Origin of the sequence: Weizmannia agrestimuris (genome assembly GCF_943193165.1) — a bacterium.
GTDB classification, from domain to species: domain Bacteria; phylum Bacillota; class Bacilli; order Bacillales; family Bacillaceae_C; genus Weizmannia; species Weizmannia faecalis.
The window spans coordinates 1-19,995 of the sequence record NZ_CALPDC010000034.1; the positions used below are offsets into that span (position 1 = coordinate 1).

General features: G+C 42.9%; 16 protein-coding genes and 1 pseudogene. 9 read left to right on the forward strand and 8 right to left on the reverse strand.

Annotated elements, in window-relative coordinates:
* The 4 genes from NFR98_RS11930 to NFR98_RS11945 form a co-directional block, all read left to right on the forward strand.
* On the forward strand, positions 1 to 1,868 hold a 1,868-nt coding region (locus tag NFR98_RS11930; protein WP_251460184.1), incomplete at its 5' end, for an Ig-like domain-containing protein.
* Between the two features lie 259 nt (positions 1,869 to 2,127).
* A complete protein-coding gene (locus NFR98_RS11935; protein ID WP_013858322.1) occupies positions 2,128 to 2,487 on the forward strand; it encodes a helix-turn-helix domain-containing protein in 360 nt (119 codons plus the stop codon).
* Complete coding sequence (locus tag NFR98_RS11940) at positions 2,420 to 3,238, forward strand: ImmA/IrrE family metallo-endopeptidase (RefSeq protein ID WP_235221868.1); 819 nt, start codon at positions 2,420 to 2,422, stop codon at positions 3,236 to 3,238. The genes NFR98_RS11935 and NFR98_RS11940 overlap by 68 nt, the downstream gene beginning before the upstream one ends.
* Complete coding sequence (locus tag NFR98_RS11945; RefSeq protein ID WP_017551431.1) at positions 3,235 to 3,876, forward strand: hypothetical protein; 642 nt, start codon at positions 3,235 to 3,237, stop codon at positions 3,874 to 3,876. The genes NFR98_RS11940 and NFR98_RS11945 overlap by 4 nt, the downstream gene beginning before the upstream one ends.
* Before the next feature lie 379 nt (positions 3,877 to 4,255).
* On the opposite strand, the gene NFR98_RS11950 is transcribed toward NFR98_RS11945, so the two are convergent.
* The 3 genes from NFR98_RS11950 to NFR98_RS11960 all read right to left on the reverse strand — a co-directional run bounded on the left by NFR98_RS11950 (position 4,256) and on the right by NFR98_RS11960 (position 8,160).
* A complete protein-coding gene (locus NFR98_RS11950; protein ID WP_211062485.1) occupies positions 4,256 to 5,605 on the reverse strand; it encodes an MFS transporter in 1,350 nt (449 codons plus the stop codon).
* A 117-nt stretch (positions 5,606 to 5,722) separates the two neighbouring features.
* On the reverse strand, positions 5,723 to 7,261 hold the full coding sequence (locus tag NFR98_RS11955) for an FGGY-family carbohydrate kinase (protein ID WP_251460186.1): 1,539 nt from the start codon (positions 7,259 to 7,261) through the stop codon (positions 5,723 to 5,725).
* Positions 7,262 to 7,383: 122 nt separating this feature from the next.
* Positions 7,384 to 8,160: an SDR family oxidoreductase gene (locus tag NFR98_RS11960; RefSeq protein WP_251460187.1), complete on the reverse strand. Its 777-nt coding sequence runs from the start codon at positions 8,158 to 8,160 to the stop codon at positions 7,384 to 7,386.
* Between the two features lie 244 nt (positions 8,161 to 8,404).
* Between NFR98_RS11960 and NFR98_RS11965 the strand changes: the two genes are divergently transcribed.
* From NFR98_RS11965 to NFR98_RS11985, 5 genes are all read left to right on the forward strand, one after another.
* Positions 8,405 to 9,529: an ROK family transcriptional regulator gene (locus tag NFR98_RS11965; RefSeq protein WP_251460188.1), complete on the forward strand. Its 1,125-nt coding sequence runs from the start codon at positions 8,405 to 8,407 to the stop codon at positions 9,527 to 9,529.
* 286 nt (positions 9,530 to 9,815) lie between these two features.
* On the forward strand, positions 9,816 to 10,955 hold the full coding sequence (locus tag NFR98_RS11970; RefSeq protein ID WP_251460189.1) for a zinc-dependent alcohol dehydrogenase: 1,140 nt from the start codon (positions 9,816 to 9,818) through the stop codon (positions 10,953 to 10,955).
* A 224-nt stretch (positions 10,956 to 11,179) separates the two neighbouring features.
* A complete protein-coding gene (locus NFR98_RS11975; protein ID WP_251460190.1) occupies positions 11,180 to 11,800 on the forward strand; it encodes an FMN-dependent NADH-azoreductase in 621 nt (206 codons plus the stop codon).
* A gap of 501 nt (positions 11,801 to 12,301) precedes the next feature.
* Positions 12,302 to 13,234: an alpha/beta fold hydrolase gene (locus NFR98_RS11980; protein ID WP_017552067.1), complete on the forward strand. Its 933-nt coding sequence runs from the start codon at positions 12,302 to 12,304 to the stop codon at positions 13,232 to 13,234.
* A gap of 374 nt (positions 13,235 to 13,608) precedes the next feature.
* Positions 13,609 to 13,830, forward strand: a complete 222-nt coding sequence (locus NFR98_RS11985; protein WP_017552069.1) for a hypothetical protein — start codon at positions 13,609 to 13,611, stop codon at positions 13,828 to 13,830.
* A 285-nt stretch (positions 13,831 to 14,115) separates the two neighbouring features.
* Here the strand turns inward: NFR98_RS11985 and NFR98_RS11990 are convergent, their stop codons facing one another.
* The 5 genes and pseudogenes from NFR98_RS11990 to NFR98_RS12005 form a co-directional block, all read right to left on the reverse strand.
* A complete protein-coding gene (locus NFR98_RS11990) occupies positions 14,116 to 17,253 on the reverse strand; it encodes an SH3 domain-containing protein (RefSeq protein ID WP_251460191.1) in 3,138 nt (1,045 codons plus the stop codon).
* Positions 17,254 to 17,753: 500 nt separating this feature from the next.
* Positions 17,754 to 17,939, reverse strand: a complete 186-nt coding sequence (locus NFR98_RS15930; protein ID WP_456012362.1) for a mannosyltransferase YkcB-related protein — start codon at positions 17,937 to 17,939, stop codon at positions 17,754 to 17,756.
* A 642-nt stretch (positions 17,940 to 18,581) separates the two neighbouring features.
* Positions 18,582 to 18,662: pseudogene (locus NFR98_RS15910) on the reverse strand (YjcZ family sporulation protein); the annotation flags it as partial.
* 154 nt (positions 18,663 to 18,816) lie between these two features.
* Positions 18,817 to 19,074 carry a hypothetical protein gene (locus NFR98_RS12000; RefSeq protein ID WP_014096209.1) on the reverse strand — a complete coding sequence of 86 codons (258 nt, stop codon included), beginning with the start codon at positions 19,072 to 19,074 and terminating at the stop codon, positions 18,817 to 18,819.
* A gap of 130 nt (positions 19,075 to 19,204) precedes the next feature.
* Complete coding sequence (locus NFR98_RS12005; protein ID WP_014096208.1) at positions 19,205 to 19,987, reverse strand: DUF2268 domain-containing putative Zn-dependent protease; 783 nt, start codon at positions 19,985 to 19,987, stop codon at positions 19,205 to 19,207.
* Positions 19,988 to 19,995 lie beyond the last annotated feature (8 nt).

The window sequence follows — 19,995 nt, forward strand, 5'->3', positions numbered from 1 at the left end:
ACGGTGCATTCAAGGTAACCATCGCAAAACAAAAAGCAGGAACGAAGCTTGTCGTTTATGCAGAGGATGCAGCAGGGAACAAGAGCGGTGAAACAACGGTAACGGTCATTGACAAAACGGCTCCGGCAGCGCCGAAAGTGAATGAAGTAAGTGATGCAAGCACTGCGGTTACAGGAACCACGGAAGCGGGCGCGAAAGTCACAGTAAAATCGGGCTCAAACATCTTAGGTATGGCAAAGGCCGATAATAACGGTGCATTCAAGGTAACCATCGCAAAACAAAAAGCAGGAACGAAGCTTGTCGTTTATGCAGAGGATGCAGCAGGGCATAAGAGCGGTGAAACAACGGTAACGGTCATTGATAAAACAGCTCCAGCAGCGCCGAAAGTGAATAAAGTAAGCGATGCAAGCACTGCGGTTACAGGAACCACAGAAGCGGGCGCGAAAGTAACGGTAAAATCTGGATCGAACGTCTTAGGCACGGCAAAGGCCGATAATACCGGTGCATTCAAGGTATCAATCGCAAAACAAAAAGCAGGAACGAAGCTTGTCGTTTATGCGGAAGATGCAGCAGGGCATAAGAGCGGTGAAACAACGGTAACGGTCATTGACAAAACGGCTCCGGCAGCGCCAACGGTTCAACCATTTGGCGATAACCAAACAGTGATTACAGGTAAAGCCGAGGCTGGGTCAACCGTAACGATTAAATCCGGAAAAACGATTTTGGGTACAGCCACAGCAAGTAGTAAGGGTAGCTTTTCAGTCAAAATCAAATCGAAGCAAAAGGCAGGAACGACTCTGACAGCTTACGCAACAGATAAAGCGGGAAATACAAGTGCAGGCAAATCGTTCAAAGTGGTAGACAAAACAGCACCATCAGCCCCGTCTGTCAATTGGTTTGGCGATAATCAAACAACGATTACCGGTAAAGCAGAAGCCGGCGCCAAAGTGACGATTAAACGTGGTAAAACGGTGCTGGGGACAGGGACAGCAAACAGTAAAGGCACCTTCTCAATCAGGATCAAATCGAAGCAAAAGGCAGGAACGACTCTGACAGCCTATGCGACAGATAAATCGAGAAATACAAGTGCAGGCAAATCGTTCAAAGTGGAAGACAAAACAGCACCATCAGCCCCGTCCGTCAATCGGTTTGGCGATAATCAAACAACGATTACCGGTAAAGCAGAAGCCGGCGCCAAAGTGACGATTAAACGTGGCAAAACTTTGCTGGGGACAGGGACAGCAAGTAGTAAGGGTAGCTTCTCAGTCAGGATTAAATCGAAGCAAAAAGTAGGAACGGTTCTGACGGCCTATGCGACAGATAAAGCGGGAAATACAAGTGCAGGCAAATCGTTCAAAGTGGAAGACAAAACAGCACCATCAGCCCCGTCCGTCGATCGGTTTGGTGATAATCAAACAACGATTACAGGTAAAGCAGAAGCCGGCGCAAAAGTGACGATTAAACGTGGTAAAACGGTGCTGGGGACTGGGACAGCAAACAGTAAAGGCAACTTCTCAATCAGGATCAAATCGAAACAAAAGGCTGGAACGACTCTGATGGCCTACGCGACAGATAAATCCAAAAATACAAGTGCAGGCAAATCGTTTAAGGTTGCAGATAAAACCGCCCCTGGCGTTCCAACAGCAGGAAAGGTCACTTACAAATCAACAAAGGTTTCCGGTAAGGCGGAAAAACATGCTACGGTTTATGTTTACAACGGTAGCCATTACGTCGGCAAAGCAACGGCAAATTCAAAAGGAACCTATTCGGTGCATATGAAGAAGCAAAAAAGAGGTTCCACATTAAAGATTTATGCAAAAGACAAGGCAGGGAATAAAAGCAAATACCGATATGTAAAGGTGAAGTAAGACGAAACGGCCTCCAGGTAGGGGGCCGTTTCTCCATATCCTGGAATGATAGATCGTTTTAGGTGAAAATTCCATCGCCTTCAGCTGGTGTTTTAAGCTGGGGATATTGGTCAATTATTACCAAATGCAATGAATAGTGTATTCGTATAAGGTATCCCAAACAAGGGAGATACTATGCTGCAACTTTTGTAGACGTCTACACTTTTTGCGTGGTTTTGTATATAATAAAGATATAGGAATAATTGAGGGAGTGTAATTCATGAATAAAGCCAATGAAGCGGCAATCAAAAAAGTGAGAGATTGGCTTGACACGGAAGGAAAATCCATTCAAGATCTTGCTGAGGAAGTAGGAATCAGTAAATCCTTAATGGGACATATTTTAACAGGAAAACGGCAATTTCTTCCAAACAGAATGGCTCAAGTCGCAAAAGTTATGGGGATTACCGTTGAAGAATTGTTAGCTGAAGATCGTTCAGAAAAACCTTATGTACTTTCTTTACGCGGGAAAGCCAATTCGAGGGCTGCCAAACGCCAGTTGGAAAATATGTTATTTGCAATTGAAGATTGTTTACGGATTGAGGAGATCAATCGTGCTACTGGGGAGAAACCATATGAGTAAGCTGAAGTTACAGTCGGAACAAGTTGGTGAAGCTTTCGCCGGGCAATTTTTAACTGATCATTTTGGCGCCGAAATATTTATCGGCCCGGGGATTGAGTTAAAACTTCAAGAAATATCACATGTTATTTTTCAAGATGTGCCGGACAACGAATATTTCGGCGCTACTGTAAATGTTGATTCGGAACAAGTTTTTGTGGCCATCAATACCCGGCAGCCTTTACGCATAAGATATTTTACAGTTGCACATGAATTTTGGCATTTATTAGGATACAAAGAAGTCATTAGTGAAGAAATTGACCATGAAAGAGCAGCTGACCGGTTTGCTGCAGCGGTAATGATGCCTGCCTCGCTTGTCCGTCTGCTATGGGGAAGACTGAAACAGGACTTTGGAGAAGAAAAAGCGATCATCATGATTGCTGACATGGCCGCAGCACCATACGAAGCTGTGGCAAGACGGATACTCGAATTAAAGTTATCAAAATCCCGCCGCTTGATAGCAATAAAAGAAAAAGAGTGGATTTCACTTCGTAAAGCACACCATCTCGCAAACAGCCCGCTTGATGAGCCTTTTCCCATTAAAAGCTTTAGCAAATATGAAAGCGTTATCGCTGAAGCTGTTGAAAAAAGATTATTAAATAAAGCAGAAGCATCTGGAAAATTGGCTCAAATCTCTCCGGAAACGGCGATAAGGTATCAAACGGAAACAAATCGTGAACGCACGATCTCACAGGAAGAGGAAGAAGATTTGTGAGAAGAGGGAAAGTCTTTATTGATACCAATATTATTCAACTCGCGGCTGTTTATAAAAAAAGCGATGTCATCGGGTGGATTAATCAGCTTTACGAGGATGTATACATCCATATCTCAGTTTTGAATGAACTCCTATTGAACAGATCAGTGGCGGAAAAACAAATTCATGAACAAAGGTGGCAACTTTTTGATCCGGATGATGTACAATGTCTTTCTCACGATGAATTTGAAATATATCGTTACTATGAACGATATATTGGAGAGAGCTTTAAGAGGCTTTATGAAAAAAAGAGAAATCTTGGAATGATACTTAAAAGCACAAGCAATCTTGGTGAAATTCACACATTGGCTGCTGCAATGTTATTGCAAGCTAGAATCATTTGCAGCAATGATTATGAGATACGAGAAATTATCCATGATGAAGAAATATGCACAGCAGCCAGTGAATACGATACCCCCGAGCTCATTATACAAGATACACTTGAAGATTTTTGTTTTTTTTGCGTACAACACAAAGTTGCAACCAAAAAGGAAGTGAGGCAACTCTTTAAAGTAGCTAATGCTGAAGATAACGAACCTAAGCGCCAAAGAAAGCTAAATGCTTTAAATGCAAGATTGAATGAACTGTCCGATTCATGAACTAGGGTTTGCTGAACGGATCTGATTTTGGCTTACATCCCATTTGTCAGCAAGCTCTGCCTTAATATATAAAAGAATACATCGGCGAAAATACTTGGTTATTCTTTATGCATTCAATCAGCTTTCAAATGCAAAGTTCTTTTAGTATTTTCTATATAACCCTTGCATTGAATATTTACTAAAGCCCTTCAAGTTTTTGCTAAGTCTAAGAGAATGTAAAATATTTTGTGTAAATGAATAAGTGAAGGTGAACTAGGGCGAAGCGGCCTCCGATAATGGGGGCCGCCCCAGTACAGATAAATCAATATGCGTGTGCCCTGTCACCGCTTGAAAATATCCCCCCTTTGAAAATGAGGGGGGATATAGAAGAAAAACCGGGTTATACTGTTTCTGCCGATTGAGAGTTAAAGATTTGACGGCGGCGCTCCAGTTCGATACTCATTTTTTCCCGTTGTTGGTCCAGTTTATAGAAACAGGTCGTGATGCCGATAAGCAGGCAGATCAACATGGGAATCCATATAAATGAAGCTTCAATATATTTTAAAGCAGTCGGGGTTTGTGTTGCGTTCGGGACATAGCCGCCCATTTTTAAGAATATCCCGATCAGCGCGCTTGCCAGTCCCATGCTTAATTTCACACAAAAACCCTGGAAAGCAGCAATCATACCGGATATGCTTCTTTTTTTCTGATACTCCGAGTAGTCGATGACATCTGGTTGGATGGCAAATGTTGTCCCAAAAATGCCGTATATTCCAAGACCCGTTACGGCTAACCCGGCAATCAGTACAACTGGGAATGCGCTTCCAAAGTAGATCATTAAATCGCCGATAATGTAAATCGCTGTGCTTAACAGCAAACAAGCCCTTTTTGATATTTTTTTCTGCAAAAATGGAAGAACGATCAGCATGGGCAAGCCGGACAAAATACCGAAAAGCCCTACAAAAGTTAACCAGCTGGAACGTCCCAGATTATAGGTAAAATAATAGATGACCGTGGTATTCCGGATCACAAATAATGCAAAGTAAAGAAAGTTCAAGATAAAGAACAGGATGCTCTGGCCGGTTAATCCTTTTAGATCCTCCAAAAACGAATGTTTTTCCTGTTTGACAGCCGGGGGTACAACTTCTTCTGTGTTCATAAAGGTAATCACAAATATCAATAAGGCGAGAACAGCATATAACGACATCGTAATGAGAAAGCCTTTTTGTGTGCTTCCCTGCCCGAACAGGTTTACAAGTGGTGTTGTAATGGACATCACCAATGCTGTTCCCAATAAAGCGCAAATCATTCTGGTCGTTACAAGCCAGTTTCGTTCATGTACGTCTGAAGTCAGTCTTGGAACGATCGTGTTTAACGGAATATTGACAACGGTATATGCGATATTCAGCAAAGTAAACGTCACATAGGCCCAGACCAATTTTCCAGTCATTCCGGTATCCGGCACGATAAACGTAAGGATGGTAAAAACAGTAAATGGAACAGCTCCGATGATAAAATAAGGCCTCCCCTGGCCCCATCTCGTATGGGTCCGGTCAACGATCAATCCCATTCCGGTATCCGCAAATGCATCGATAATTTTCGTGACGAGCATTAATGTGCCGGCAGCGGCTGCTGTAATGCCAAAGACGTCCGTATAGAAAAACATCAGATAAGATGCCATTGTCCCAAACACAAGGTTACAACCTAAATCTCCTACACCATACCCCATTCTTTTTTTCCATTTCTCCATTTAACTCACATCCCCTTTTTTGAATTTCCGTTGGGCCGCTGTATCGTAATGGCGCCACAACTGGACATGATGGCGAGGCTGGAAAACCAGCCAATAAGCAAATCATGTCCGCTCTGTCTATCTTGTTGGTGATTCAACAAGGCGGGATATCGCTTTCATATCTTGTTTTAAATGTTGATAGGCAGATTGATAAACTTGATAGCAGGCATTATATTTTTCATGGTTTTCCGGATTTGGCAGGATCTTTTCATCTAACACCTGCCATTTTTTTGCGTCTTCGTAACTTAAAAGTCCTGTTCCGATTCCGGCAAGAATTACATCCCCCATATTGGCTTCAACATCATGGAGCGGGCAAATGACAGGGTAGCCGGTTACGTCCGCAAAAATTTGCCGCCAGACTTTAGATTTTGTTACCCCGCCGGCAATGTAGATGGAATTCCCCACATTTTCACCGGTTGCTTCCATGGCATTTCTTAAAGAATAGGCAACTGCCTCTAAGAATGCACGATAAAGATGTGCTTTTGTATGGGCAAGCGAGAGCCCAATAATTGTGCCCTTGGCATCTGAATCCCATATTGGGGCTCTTTCCCCCATAAAATACGGAAGGACGATAAGGCCATTACTGCCGGCAGGAATTTTCGATGCCTGTTCATTTAAAATATCATAAGCATTTCTGCCGCCGTGTTTCTCTGCTTCCAATTCAAACTGGCACAGGGTTTGCTTGAACCATTTGACGATCGCGCCTGCCGTATTGGCTCCTGCAAAACAATACGATAATCGTTTGGCGTCATATAAATAAGGCCAGACAATCAAACCTTTTCCTTTCGCAGGCTGGTCGGAGATAAGTGCAGCACACATCGAAGTGCCGATAGAAGCGGCGTAAATGCCGGATTCCAATACCCCCAGCCCGATGTTTGCGGCGCCGCAGTCGATTCCGCCGGCGATGACGGGCATACCTTCAGAAAGCCCCAGTTCTTCTGCTGCTTTTTTCGTCAATCCGCCAACGATATCCGTTGACTCTACAATCCTTTGCGGCATCATCGACATAGGAATTCCCATTTGATCCATTAATGTTTTTGACCATGTCCTTGTATTCATGTCAAAGATCCCGCCAATATTGCCTGCCGAAGAATAGTCAATCGCAATTTCACCAGTCAAATGGTAGATGACGTAATCGTTAGGCGGGAGAAAGAGTTTCGTTTTTTTCCAGTTTTCCGGTTCATGGCGTTTCATCCATAAAATTTTTGTGTAGCCGTAATATGGATCTGCCCCGTTATAAGTGATTTCCTGCAAGTTTTCTTCCCCGATATGCTCAAGCACCCATTTCGTTTCTTCTTCAGCTCTTCTGTCCATCCAGATCATGCAAGGCCTTACAGGTTTCAAGTTTTCATCCAGCGGTATGCCGGAACCTCCGTAAAGCCCGCTAATTGCAATCCCGGCAATCTTTTCTTTTGGAATGCCGGATTTTTGTACCGTGTTGCGGATAGAGGTTTTGGCCGCGTCTAGCCATACGTCCGGCCACTGCTCCGCCCATAGAGGTCTCGGGGTGATAATGTCATATTCTTGCAAGTCCTGGGCAATCAGATGGCCTTCTGTATCCATCAGTACTGTCTTTGTTCCTGAAGTTCCAATGTCTGTTCCTAGTAAATAGTTCATTAAATAAGCTCCTCGTATAATAAGTTTCAAATCCAAAGTTGATGTCAATTTCCAGTTCGTTTTGCTCATTGACAAGTGAATATAAGGTTTTTATTTCGGGCGAGCTCGTAATGATAGAATCATTAGATACAAGTGAAGGCACCATCTACAACAAAATCAGCACCGGTTGTAAATGTGCTCGTGTCACCTGCAAGGTATACACAAATGGATTGCAATTCTTCCGGTTTTCCCATCCGGTGAAGCGGGGCCATCTTGTTCCATTGTTCAATTAAGGGCTTCAGACTTGGAGAATTTAATGTCAGTTCTGTGCCCATATATCCCGGGCTGATACAGTTGACCCGCACATTTTTGTCCGCCCATTCGACAGCCAGTGATTTCGTCAATTGAATAACGCCTGCTTTAGAAGCATTGTAGGAGCATTGCGGCTGCGGTACGTTGACAATATGTCCGGACATGGAGGCTGTATTGATAATTGAACCGCCACCTTGTTGAATCATCACTTTGCCGGCTGCCTGTGCGGTTAAAAAGATCCCTGTAAGGTTTACATCTATGACTTTTTTCCATTGTTCGAAGGTCATTTCTTCAGCCGGGACATTCAGGCAAATCCCTGCATTGCAAAACGCAACATCAATCCGCCCGAATGCATCCAATATTTTTGTGGTCATTGCCTTTACATCCCCAGGTTTTGTCACATCGGCTTGTACTGCAATGGCCTGGACCGGATGATTTTCTTGCAGTTCTCTGGCGGTTTTTTCTGCTTCTTTTAAATCCACGTCAACAATTGCAATGTCTGCACCCGCTTCAGCAAAAGCAGTGGCAACGCTTTTACCAATCCCTCTTGCGCCGCCTGTTACGAAAATCTTTTTTCCATCCAATCTCATTTTCTCGATTATTCCCATTTCGCTTACTCCCCTTTGATAAGTTATTTTATAAAATCATTTTATAAAACTTGTTTATATAATAAAACGCTTTTATGGGAGTGTCAACAGAAAGCGCTTAAAAAATTGGGACCAAAATATTTTAGAAGATTTGAAAAAATCGTCTGTATGATGCCATTCCTAAGTTGTGAGGCATTAGTCTGTATGTTATAGTGAATTTAAACAACTGTTTTTATAAATCGTATTTATATAATGGGGTCATCACATGACGAATAGCATGACATTGAAAGATATAAAAAAGAATAATTATTCCTTAATCTATCACTTGATTTATCAGCACAAAAAACTTTCCAAACAAGAAATTGCGAATATGCTTCATTTAAGTCTGCCAACCGTTAGCCAGCATTTGACGCAGTTGGAGAAGAAGAATCTAATTCAAAAAAGCGGATACTTCGAATCTTCTGTTGGCAGACGGGCTGCGGCATATACCGTATGTCAACAGGCACGTATTGGGATCGGAGTTGAAATCCAAAAAGAGAAAGTCCGCATTTTGGCGGTTGATTTACGAGGCACAGTCTTTCAGCAAAAAGAGCTGTATCTGACTTATGCAAATGACGACCATTATTTCAAACAAGTTAGCCAGGAAGTACAGGCATTTATCGATCATTTTGATTTTAAGAAAGAGCAAGTGCTGGGAATTGGATTTGCAGTACAGGCCCTGACTTCTAACGACGGAGAAAAAATTGTGTACGGCAAAATATTGGATTGTACAGGATTGGATATCCATGTTTTTGCTCGGCATCTTGACTATCCTTGCAAGTTCTTACACGATGCAAAATGTGCGGCTACAACAGAGCTTTGGATGAGAAAAGACATTGGGGATGCAGTATATTTATCGATCGGGACGCATCTTGGCGGAGCGATTATTATCAATGACCAAATTTATATGGGAAAAGATGGGCACAGCGGGACTGTCGAACATATGACAATTGATCCGAATGGTTCTTTGTGTTACTGCGGGAAAAGAGGCTGCATGGAAACGCTCTGTTCCATCCATGCACTATTAAAAAAAGAAGAATCCCTGGCATTTTTCTTCCAGAAAGTTCGTTCAGGGGTGCCTTCCTATGTGGAAAGATGGCATACTTTTATAGAACATCTGGCTTTTTCCATTAATAATATTCGCCTTGTAATCAACCGGGATTTTATTTTAGGCGGGCATATTTCCCCGTATTTAAAAGATGAAGATTTACAAATTCTCCATGAAAAGGTAAATGAGAAGACAGCTTTTCCAAGCGAAGAACCGTTTATTTTTATTAGCCGTTCCAATGAAGACGGTGTGCCGGTCGGTGCTGCCATTCCGTTTATCCAATCGTTTCTGGACAGTATTTGAAACAGGTGGAAAGTCAAAAACCATGTTGAAAATTCAAGATGAAATGAAACGGCCTCCGGATATGGGAGGCCGTTTCAGTATGGAAGAAATATGCTTGGACCTCCTATACAGAAAACTTATGCCCTGCACAGATTCAACCTTGGATGTCAAATGTTGTCCTGAAAATGCCGTATTTCCAAGATCGGTTAGATAATCAGGAATGCGCTTCCAAATTGATAAAAATCTCTTGATATACATAAGAATGAAAGAACATGGGTATAGGTCTGTATAAAAGGAGGTTATGGCAGTGAAGGCAGTTACATTTCAAGGTGCGAAAGACATACAGGTAAAAGAAGTTGATGATCCGTCATTAAAAAAGCGGGATGATATTTTAGTCAGAATTACCTCAACGGCCATTTGCGGATCTGATTTGCATATTTATAACGGAGCTTTGCCGGCGCGCCCGGGATTTGTGATCGGGCATGAACCGATGGGAATCGTTGAAGAGGTCGGCTCGGAAGTCACAAAAGTAAAAAAAGGCGACCGGGTTGTGCTGCCGTTTACGGTTTCGTGCGGGCATTGCTATTACTGCCAGCACGGGATGGAGTCCCAGTGTGACAACTCGAATCCGAATGAAGAGGTCGACACAGGCGGTTTATTTGGTTATACAGAGCGGTACGGAGATATTCCGGGCGGGCAGGCTGAGTACCTGCGTGTACCGTTCGGCAATCAAATGCCGTTTGTGATTCCCGAATCTTGTGAGTTGGAAGACGAGGCGTTGCTGTTCTTGTCGGATGTGCTTCCAACGGCATATTGGAGTGTTGAAAATGCCGGTGTGAAACAGGGAGACACGGTCGTTGTGCTCGGCTGCGGGCCGATCGGCTTGATGACCCAGAAATTTGCATGGCTGAACGGGGCCAGCAGGGTAATTGCAGTTGACCATGTGCCATACCGGTTAAAGCATGCCAAAAAAATGAATAGAGTCGAAGTTTATAATTTTAAAGAATACGATGAGATGGGAAAGTATTTACGTGAGATTACCAATGGCGGGGCTGATGTTGTGATCGATTGCGTCGGCATGGACGGAAAAAAATCGGCGATTGAAGCAATCGAACAAAAACTCAAGTTGCAGGGTGGCACAATCAGCGCAATTCAAATTGCGATGGAAGCAGTCAGGAAGTTTGGTACTATCCAGCTGACAGGGGTATACGGTTCGGTTTACAATGCATTCCCGCTTGGCAGGCTGTTCGAACGCAATATCACCCTGAAAATGGGACAGGCGCCGGCTGTACATCTGATGCCGAAACTCTTTCAAGACATTACAGAGAAAAAGTTTGACCCAACTGAAATCATAACCCATAAAATTTCGCTGGATAAAGCAAGCGAGGCCTATCAATTGTTCAATGATCATAAAGATGGCTGCATTAAAGTCGTATTAAAACCATAAAAAATGCCGGCTCCGTATGTTTTTTAAAAGCGGGGCCGGAATTCTTTTTTGAGATGCCTGTCACCACCCGATTTTGCCGGCAGTTGCCAACAGAACAAGGACCCAATTGGAAAAGGTATTCATGTCGTACTCCGTGTGAGTGCGTGGATGAAATAAATAAATAGATTGAATTTGAAGGCGCTTACCCATAAAATAATAGTAAAACATGTAAAGGAGCCTCAAAAATGTCGAAAGTATTGGTTGTAAAAGCCCATCCGTTTTCCGAAGAATACTCGCGTACAATGAAAGTGACGAATGTTTTTTTAAAGTCTTACCGGGAGCATCATCCAGACGATGAAATAGAAGAAATCAATTTGTATGATATCACCATTCCTGAAATTGACAGGGACCTGTTGGAAGCGTGGAATAAATTAAAACAAAAGGTTCCTTTTTACTCATTATCAATTGAACAGCAACACAAAGTGACGCTGTTTGATTCTTTTACTGCAAGTTTTTTGGAAAAGGATAAAGTAGTTATTGCAAATCCTTTGTGGAATTTAAGCGTGCCCACTCGTTTAAAAGCTTGGATTGATACCATTACAGTGGCAGGGAAAACCTTCAAATACACAGACCAGGGATCTGTTGGTTTATTGGAAGGAAAAAAAGCACTGCACATTCAATCAAGCGGAAGTGTCTACAACGGCAGTGACCCTGCAAGCCAATATGTAAAAACGTTATTCACTTTCTTGGGCTTTAAAGATTTTCAACAATTATTTATTGAGGGAATGGACCACTTTCCTGAACGAGCTGAAGATATTATGGAGGAAGCTATCAAAAAGGCGGTTGAAATGGGGAAAACATTTTAATGGTTATTTGGCTTGCTAAATACCAAGATTTGGTGGTAGGTTCTGATCACTCTGCCCAATTAAGAGCAGCTGAATTATGCATTTTCATAAGTGCATGATTCTGTAAAGGTGGGGCAGGTTATGCTGGAAAATCGGATTCGTTCAGCAACCCGGTAAAAGTACGGGAAAGAAGAATTTTCATGTTTTTTTCAATTATGCCAGAGGCTCGGGGGTATCCTTTCATTTTGAGCAAATATTAATTTTTATAAGCACGATTGAAGATTGTTTAAATGGAAATGATTTTTTTGAAGCAAAAGACATAAAGGTTTTATTAGATGCCCATGTCGTAGTGAACGCGCTGCATCAACAGAAAAATGAAAATCAGCCGGTGTATATTATTAGAGTTAGGAAAATGGAAATTTAGACCAAAAAATTTTGCAAGTCAAACCCAGTATTATGTTGCTAATATTTTTAAAGCTTGATAAAAAGAAATTTAATGAGATGAGCAAAGGAGGGGTTGGTTTGGCTTTTCAAGAGTTGAGTTTTCAATCATTTAACGGAAAAGACAACGTAAAAGCTTGGATTTACACACCGATCCGTAAACCGCGCGGGATTGTCCAGGTCGTCCACGGTTTTGGTGAACATTCACGGCGGTATTTACATATGATTTTAAAGTTTAATGAGGCTGGTTTTGTCGTTGCTGCAGATGATCATGTCGGCCATGGAAAGACAGCGTATGATTCCGGCAACTGGGGAGACTGGGGAGATAAAGGTTATATGACGATGGCGGAGGACGAGCATACGCTTCGAAAGATTGTACAGGAACAATATCCTGATTTGCCTTATTTCATGTTTGGGCACAGTATGGGGTCCATGATTGCCAGGGGTTATGCTGCTACCCATGGGGCTGGCTTGTCCGGTTTAATTCTGTGCGGGACTTCAGGCAGGTTCCCGAATGCAAGCAAACTGCTCCCTGTTTTGAAGAACCTGATCGATGAAGGCAAGGGGAAAGAAACCGATCCTTCTTATTTGGAAGAACTGATGGGCTGGATGACGGAACGGATTGAACAACCGAAAACGCCAAACGACTGGATAAGTTCCGACCCGGATATTGTGGCAGACCACGCAAACGATCCGTTTAATAATTTTACAACTCCGCCAAATATATGCTCACTCTACTATTTTGTCCAGATGATGGAGATGATTGTCGGAACGGAGTGGGCAGAAAAGGTGCCGGTATCGATTCCTGTTTATAACATTGCCGGTGACCAGGATCCGGTGGGACAATATGGGGAAGGGGTATATGCTGTATCGAACTGGCTTGTTCAAACCGGACATCACGTAAAAACAAAAGTTTATCCCGGACACCGGCATGAAATTCACAATGACCGGGATATCCGGGATGAAGTGGAAGAGGGCATCATCAGCTTTATCAACGGGATCATCGTAAAATGACGAGAACGGCGGTATAGAAAATAGAAATCGTTTTCTGTACCGCTTTTTTTATTTCCGATTTGTTTCCGCCAGAGGTCAGGGTGAAAATGCTTTGTTGGAGGTGGGAAAAAGAGGGGCCCAGGCCCGGCATCCAATAAATGTGCGCAATGAGAAAACAACGGCCGTAATGAATGATAAATGAATTGTGGTAGGAGAAGATCACATTGACTCAATTAAATCTGCGAAGAAAATAAGGTGAATAAGAGCCAGGTTGTACTTTTTATCCTTTGGGAAATGGAAGATGTTTCATTAATCTCTTTTTAGAATCCATTTCTAATAAGTTAACATTGAAAATGGATTAAACTTTTCATTACTTCCATAAGGAGGAATGCTGATTGGATGAAGACAGGAAAGAACTCTTAAAGCAATTAGACAATTTAAAAAAACAAATAAAAGAAGCAGAAGAAACCATAGATATTCTTCAGCGAGAGAACGATGAACTTAGGGGAGAAATTATGGCTCGAGATGAGCGTAATGATTTGGTTGTTGAAGAAATAGGATCAAAAATTGATAAACTTTTAGATTTTTTAATAGAGAGAAACAAAAATGAAAAATAAACGGGTATGTTTTATTTGAAGGAAAACCCATCATAGGCCGTTGACGGCAATGCTGGAAAAGGGCACTGAAAAAGTGATGTTTTATTTTTATCTATACAAGATATAGGACAAAAAAACGGTGAGACACTATGAATGCTGGTGTCTCGCCGTTTTTATGTTTTCTTTTGAACTTTTTCAGCGGCTTCCCAAAAAGGGAGAAGCTTTTACCATTTGTCATGCTCTTTACAAGGTCTTGAATAGCCTTCATTCGTAAATCCTTATGAACAGCTTAATGGCTGCAGGCAGTTACTGATAACTTGGAACTTCCAATGTGATATTGTAATTGTCTAATAGGTTGTATAAGTTATAGATTTCATCCACTTGTTTGTAAGCCCAGCCAATGTCTGTTGCATATTGATGGGAGGCATAGCCATATGTTGCAGCGACATCTGGATTCCATCTCATTTTATACAAGGTATCTTGACCGGCGCCAAGGTAATTGCTGCTGATAAATTTAGCTCCGCCAATGATGGCCGCTTCCGGGGTCGTCCAACCATGTTGATAGGCATACCTGGCTCCATTTTGGACGGCATTGCCATCATTCGCCCCAGTCCCATACATATTATAAACTGTCTTGCCATTATACTTGACCCCATTTGCCAGCTGGGAAGTGCCATTTCCTGTTTCAAGTAAGGCATGAGCAATCAGATAAATTTCATTGATACCATTTTGTTTTGCTGCAGTTAAAAATGCAGATGCTTTCCCGGCTAAAATGCCTTTACCCGCAAGAATTTTTTGGTTCACTTCTGTTGCATTCAGATTGGCGGTCGAAGTTAATTTCAAAAATTGAAGTGAGCGGACTGGATCCGAAACAAAGTTATTCGGATTTAAATAGTATTTCACTTCATTTTTCGTGGCATTTTTCCATGCCTTGTTATAACTGATTTGATACCATGTATAGCCGTCATCCCCTTTTACAGTGGATAAGATGGTGACCTTTGTGCCTTCTTTAAGCGTTTCGCCGACTTCATGATTCTTTGTACCGGCACCATCTCTGATATGCCAGTTTCCGTTTTGGACAACACCTGTTGTATGGCTTGTCAGCTTAATGGCATCACTTCTGATATATCGTTCATTTGTATCTGTTTGAGGCGAAACTTTCATTTGAATATTTGCAAGTTCATCCAGTGAAAGATCATATTTTTTTACAATCGATGTCACCTTGCCATTGGATTGTTTTGCAGCGGATGTTAAATAATTTGTGCTGACATAACCAATTTTTCCACCGATTTCTACCTTTGCCCAGCCATCCTCTTCGGAGTAGACCTTTACAGCTGTTCCTTTATCAAGGACTTCAATCACACTTGTTAAGGTAGAAGGCCCTTTACGTAAATTCAAATCTGCTGTCGTGTATTTGGTTACCGTAGAATCTGGTGTTGGTTCGGAACTGTTATTGCCGTCATCTGCTGTGCTTGCATCAGGGTCTGAACTTGACAGATAGGATGCGAGCACATAACCGGTTATGCCTCTCGCTTTCACTTTTACCCATGGGCCGGAAGCGGTGTAAACCGTCACTTTTTCGCCTCTTTGCAGACTTGCTAATTTTTTGCCACTTGTGGAGGCTTTGGAACGCAATAACAGATGCGAACCTTTGTCCACATTGACATATTTCGTCGTTGTTTTGGCAGGAGTTGAAGTGCCTGCATGGTTGTCCGGATTTGAATTCGCCAAAAAAGATGCGTGGACATACCCCGTTTTGCTCCCGGCCTTTACTTTCGCCCAATCCCCGGAAATGGAGTAAACCGTCACTTTTTCTCCTCTTGCCAAGCTCGCTAAAATGCTGGACGAAGTGGAGGCTTTGGAGCGCAATATTAAATGGGAGCCTTTGTCCACATTGACATACTTCGTCGTTGTTTTGGCCGGAGTAGAAGTGTCTGCACTGCTATCGGGATTTGAGTTCGCCAAAAAAGATGCGTGGACATACCCTGTTTTGCTGCCGGCTTTTACTTTTGCCCAGTCGCCAGAAATGGAGTATACCGTCACTTTTTCTCCTCTTGCCAAGCTCGCTAAAATGCTAGACGAAGTGGAGGACTTAGAACGCAATATTAAATGGGAGCCTTTATCCACATTGACATACTTCGTCGTTGTTTTGGCCGGAGTAGAAGTGTCTGCATTGCTATCGGGATTTGAGTTCGCCAAAAAAGAGGCATGAACATATCCCGTTTTGCTGCCGGCTTTCACTTTTGCCCACTCCCCGGAAATAGAGTACACCGTCACTTTTTCTCCTCTTGCCAGGCTTGCTAAAATGCTGGACGAAGTGGAGGCTTTGGAGCGCAATATTAAATGGGAGCCTTTGTCCACATTGACATACTTCGTCGTTGTTTTGGCCGGAGTAGAAGTGTCTGCACTGCTATCGGGATTAGAATTCGCCAAAAAAGATGCATGAACATAACCCGTTTTGCTCCCGGCTTTTACTTTTGCCCAATCCCCAGAAATGGAGTAAACCGTCACCTTTTCGCCTCTAGCCAAGCTATCTAAAATGCTGGCCGTTCCGGAGGCTTTCGAACGTAATATTAAATGAGAGCCTTTGTCCACGTTGACATACTTCGTCGTTGTTTTGGCCGGAGTAGAAGTGTCTGCACTGCTATCGGGATTTGAGTTCGCCAAAAAAGATGCATGAACATAGCCCGTTTTGCTCCCGGCTTTTACTTTTGCCCAATCCCCGGAAATGGAGTAAACCGTCACTTTTTCTCCTCTTGCCAAGCTTGCTAAAATGCTGGACGAAGTGGAGGCCTTAGAGCGCAATATTAAATGGGAACCTTTGTCCACATTGACATACTTCGTCGTTGTTTTGGCTGGTTTTGAAGTGCTTGTATTGCTGTCTGGATTTGAGTTTACCAAAAAAGATGCATGAACATAGCCCGTTTTACTTCCGGCTTTTACTTTCGCCCAATCCCCGGAAATAGAGTAAACCGTCACTTTTTCTCCTCTAGCCAAGCTTGCTAAAATGCTGGACGAAGTGGAGGTCTTCGAACGCAATATTAAATGGGAGCCTTTGTCCACATTGACATACTTCGTCGTTGTTTTGGTTGTGCTCGTTGTCGTTGCCGTACTGCCGGGTTTTGTGCTGGTTAAATATTCCGCGCTAACATACCCCGTTTTTGTCCCGGATTTTACTTCTGCCCAACCATCAGACACATTGTATACCAATACAGCTGTTCCTTTTTTTAAGCTGTCCAATTTGGCGGCACTTTTTGAAGGCTTTGCTCTTAATGTCAAGCTTGAATTCGCATCAACATTGACATATTTTGTCTCTGTTTTTGCTGCGGCTTGTACACTTGAACTATGTAGGAATTTTGTCAGTGAAGCGCCCTGTACCGTTTTATCAAAAGCAGGAGTGGATAATACTGCAAAACAAAGTGGTATGACTAAGCCTTTTTTCATTTCAATCTCCTTTCCAATTGGATCTTTCAGCTCGAGGGTTCCTGAAATTTAAAATTTCATTCTTTTAGCCTTTGTTCTATCAAAATACCCTAAATCCTGTCAAATCCGTCTAGTAAATTTATCGTCTTTTTTTAGTACTTTTTAAGGGGAATACGCCGTTTTTATTGAAAATATAAACCGAAAGTCCCGAATCGTGTAAAAAATCTCTTTTGACAAATGCCGAAGAGCGTTCAATTGGAAGAAACCCAAAAAACCAGAACAGGTCAGCGATCACTGGCCAGCCAATTCACTAAAAGACGGTGAACACTATGAATGGTAGCGTTCACCGTTTTGCACCTTGCAGCAACCCTTTTTTGACAGTCTTCACGATAGAGCTTACTTCGATTTTGGTTGCGTTAAATCATAAAGGGTAACGCCATCAATTGGAACCTCTGCCCATGGCGCCATTTGGGGATTGTTTTCTATATTTTTGCCATCTTGCAAGGTTTTGCCCATTTGTTTCATATTGCCAAAGGAGCCTCTTCCATTATAAAGTAGTGGATCTTCCCTTGCCGGACATATTTTTTAAACGCGGAAAGGGTCGGGGCCGGGTCACTTCCTGTAAAACCGCCGATGTCCATCACGGGTTGATCTGTTGCAAGCTGATAAGTCGCCGGAGATGCGCACTTACCGTTGCAGCGACCCAAGTGTATGTTGAAGCACCTTTTTGTAACAACTTCACAATCTTTTTACTTGTGGATTCAGACCTTCCAGGAAATCCATCCTGTGCCTTTGGGGTTTATTACAGAAACTTAGTCTAGAGGGCTTCTTTTAAATTTTTCTTAATTTCGCTTGAAAGTTTCGGTAGGGGGGGACAGACCGAATTTTGCCGCAAGATTTATAGATTGGTGCGGAGGCGAAAAAGCGATCCTTAACTCCTGATCATGCTAAGCATGGCGTTATCGCAATTTGATTTGGATGTCCAGCGGATGCCGGCTTCGTGATTAGATAGCTGAATCGTTGATGAATCGGTATTAATGGAAACAGGGACAGCGGGGATTGCAAAAACGGCCGGCTTGTCCACCCAATCATTTAATGGGCATTTTAATGATAAGAAAACCCTAAAAACAAAACCGGGAGCACAATGCGTACCCCCGGTTTTGTTCCGGCTCTCATGATAAAGCTGTATAAGGCAGCATTCCCTTTTTCCGTGCAACTTTCGAGCATGTGAGGGGGGCATGGAAAACGGACTTTAAATGCCGGAGACCCTTACTTCATTGCATGGCTTACCAAAAACACCCGCCGTAGCCCCCATATCCGCCATAACCGCCGCCGTAACCGCCGACATATGAGGCACCGATGATGATCAACAGGATAAACAATACGACGACTAAAGCGAAACCGCCACTGTAAACGCCGCCATCAGACATCTTTTTAACCTCCTTTCGAAATAGCCATAACATACTATGTGAAATTCTCCATAAGGGAAGGGCGCTTTCTGTAAATCCGTACATGGCTGAACCCGATTATCACCGGCCGGGCTGCGCCAGTCCTATCTGCTTCTAAAAATGCTGCAAAAACTTCTTACCAGAAGAAGAAAGGAATTAAAGCCAAAGCAGCGATTGAACCGATGGCAATGCCCCAGCCAAATCCCCATCCCCAACCCCAGCCTCCGTAGCCAAATCCGCCAAGATTGCGGGGGCCTCCAAGCGGCCGAAGGAACACTCTGTTTCCGCTCACATGATGAATAATGCCTCTATGGATCCGTCCATCAACCGTCCGGATTTGGACCGCTCTGCCCCTGTATCGATGGCATAGTGCATGGAAGTGACGATATGACATAAAAATATCCTCCAATCCTTTAGGAATGGTACAGTATATGATTTTTGCCGGCGGATACGGTGGACAAAACGATCAGACTTTTTGTGGAATTATCGTGCGGGATTTTGAAACCCGGGTGCAGGGATGAAAATTACATGGAATCGATTTGTGCCAAAACCTTTGCATCGGTTTTGAGCACATCTTTTACGGAGAGGCCGGTTTTTTCAAGATATTGCTTGACGAGGTAGTATCCGACGCAATAACCGGACATTTTCGGATAGACACGTGAACCGTACAAAATCTCTTGATGTTGCTGTTTTGTTTTTTTAAGGTTTCTATGCGGGTACACGTATTGTCTCCATATCTTTTCCATTTCGTCATTGGAATAAGAAAAGGCCCAGGATGAAACGTATTTACGCCCGAATTTTTCCCTAACTGCATTTTCTGCCAGCCCTTCTAAAATAATCGTATCCAATAAAACATAATCGGCCTCCTCTTTCGGGTATTTTGTAAGCCGGCAAACATGGTTATACTCATGGACAAATAATGACCTGATTTCTGTTTCGCTGTTCCGGGCCGAAACAAATAAAAATAATTGATCTTTAAAGGCTAATCCTGATTTTCCGTTAAATTCTTTTTGAATCAGTAAATTGGCGGAGTCAGACGGAAAAATATAGATCGGAACATCCGGCCCATTCCATTCTTTTTTGCAGCAAAGAAATTCATTTTTTACGATTTCCCAAACATGCCGGTTTTGCAATTGCCGGACAATCCCGGCTCCGTTATCTTCCGGCTGGTACATGCCATGATAAGCCAGGTAGTCATAAATTTCCGCAGCACTTGCGCCTTTAAAATGCGCTTTAAACTTTTCGCAAATCGCTACAGGCTGGTGATATAATTGGCGCAGCCACTTGTCCGTTTCAACAACCCCCATATGCCTTC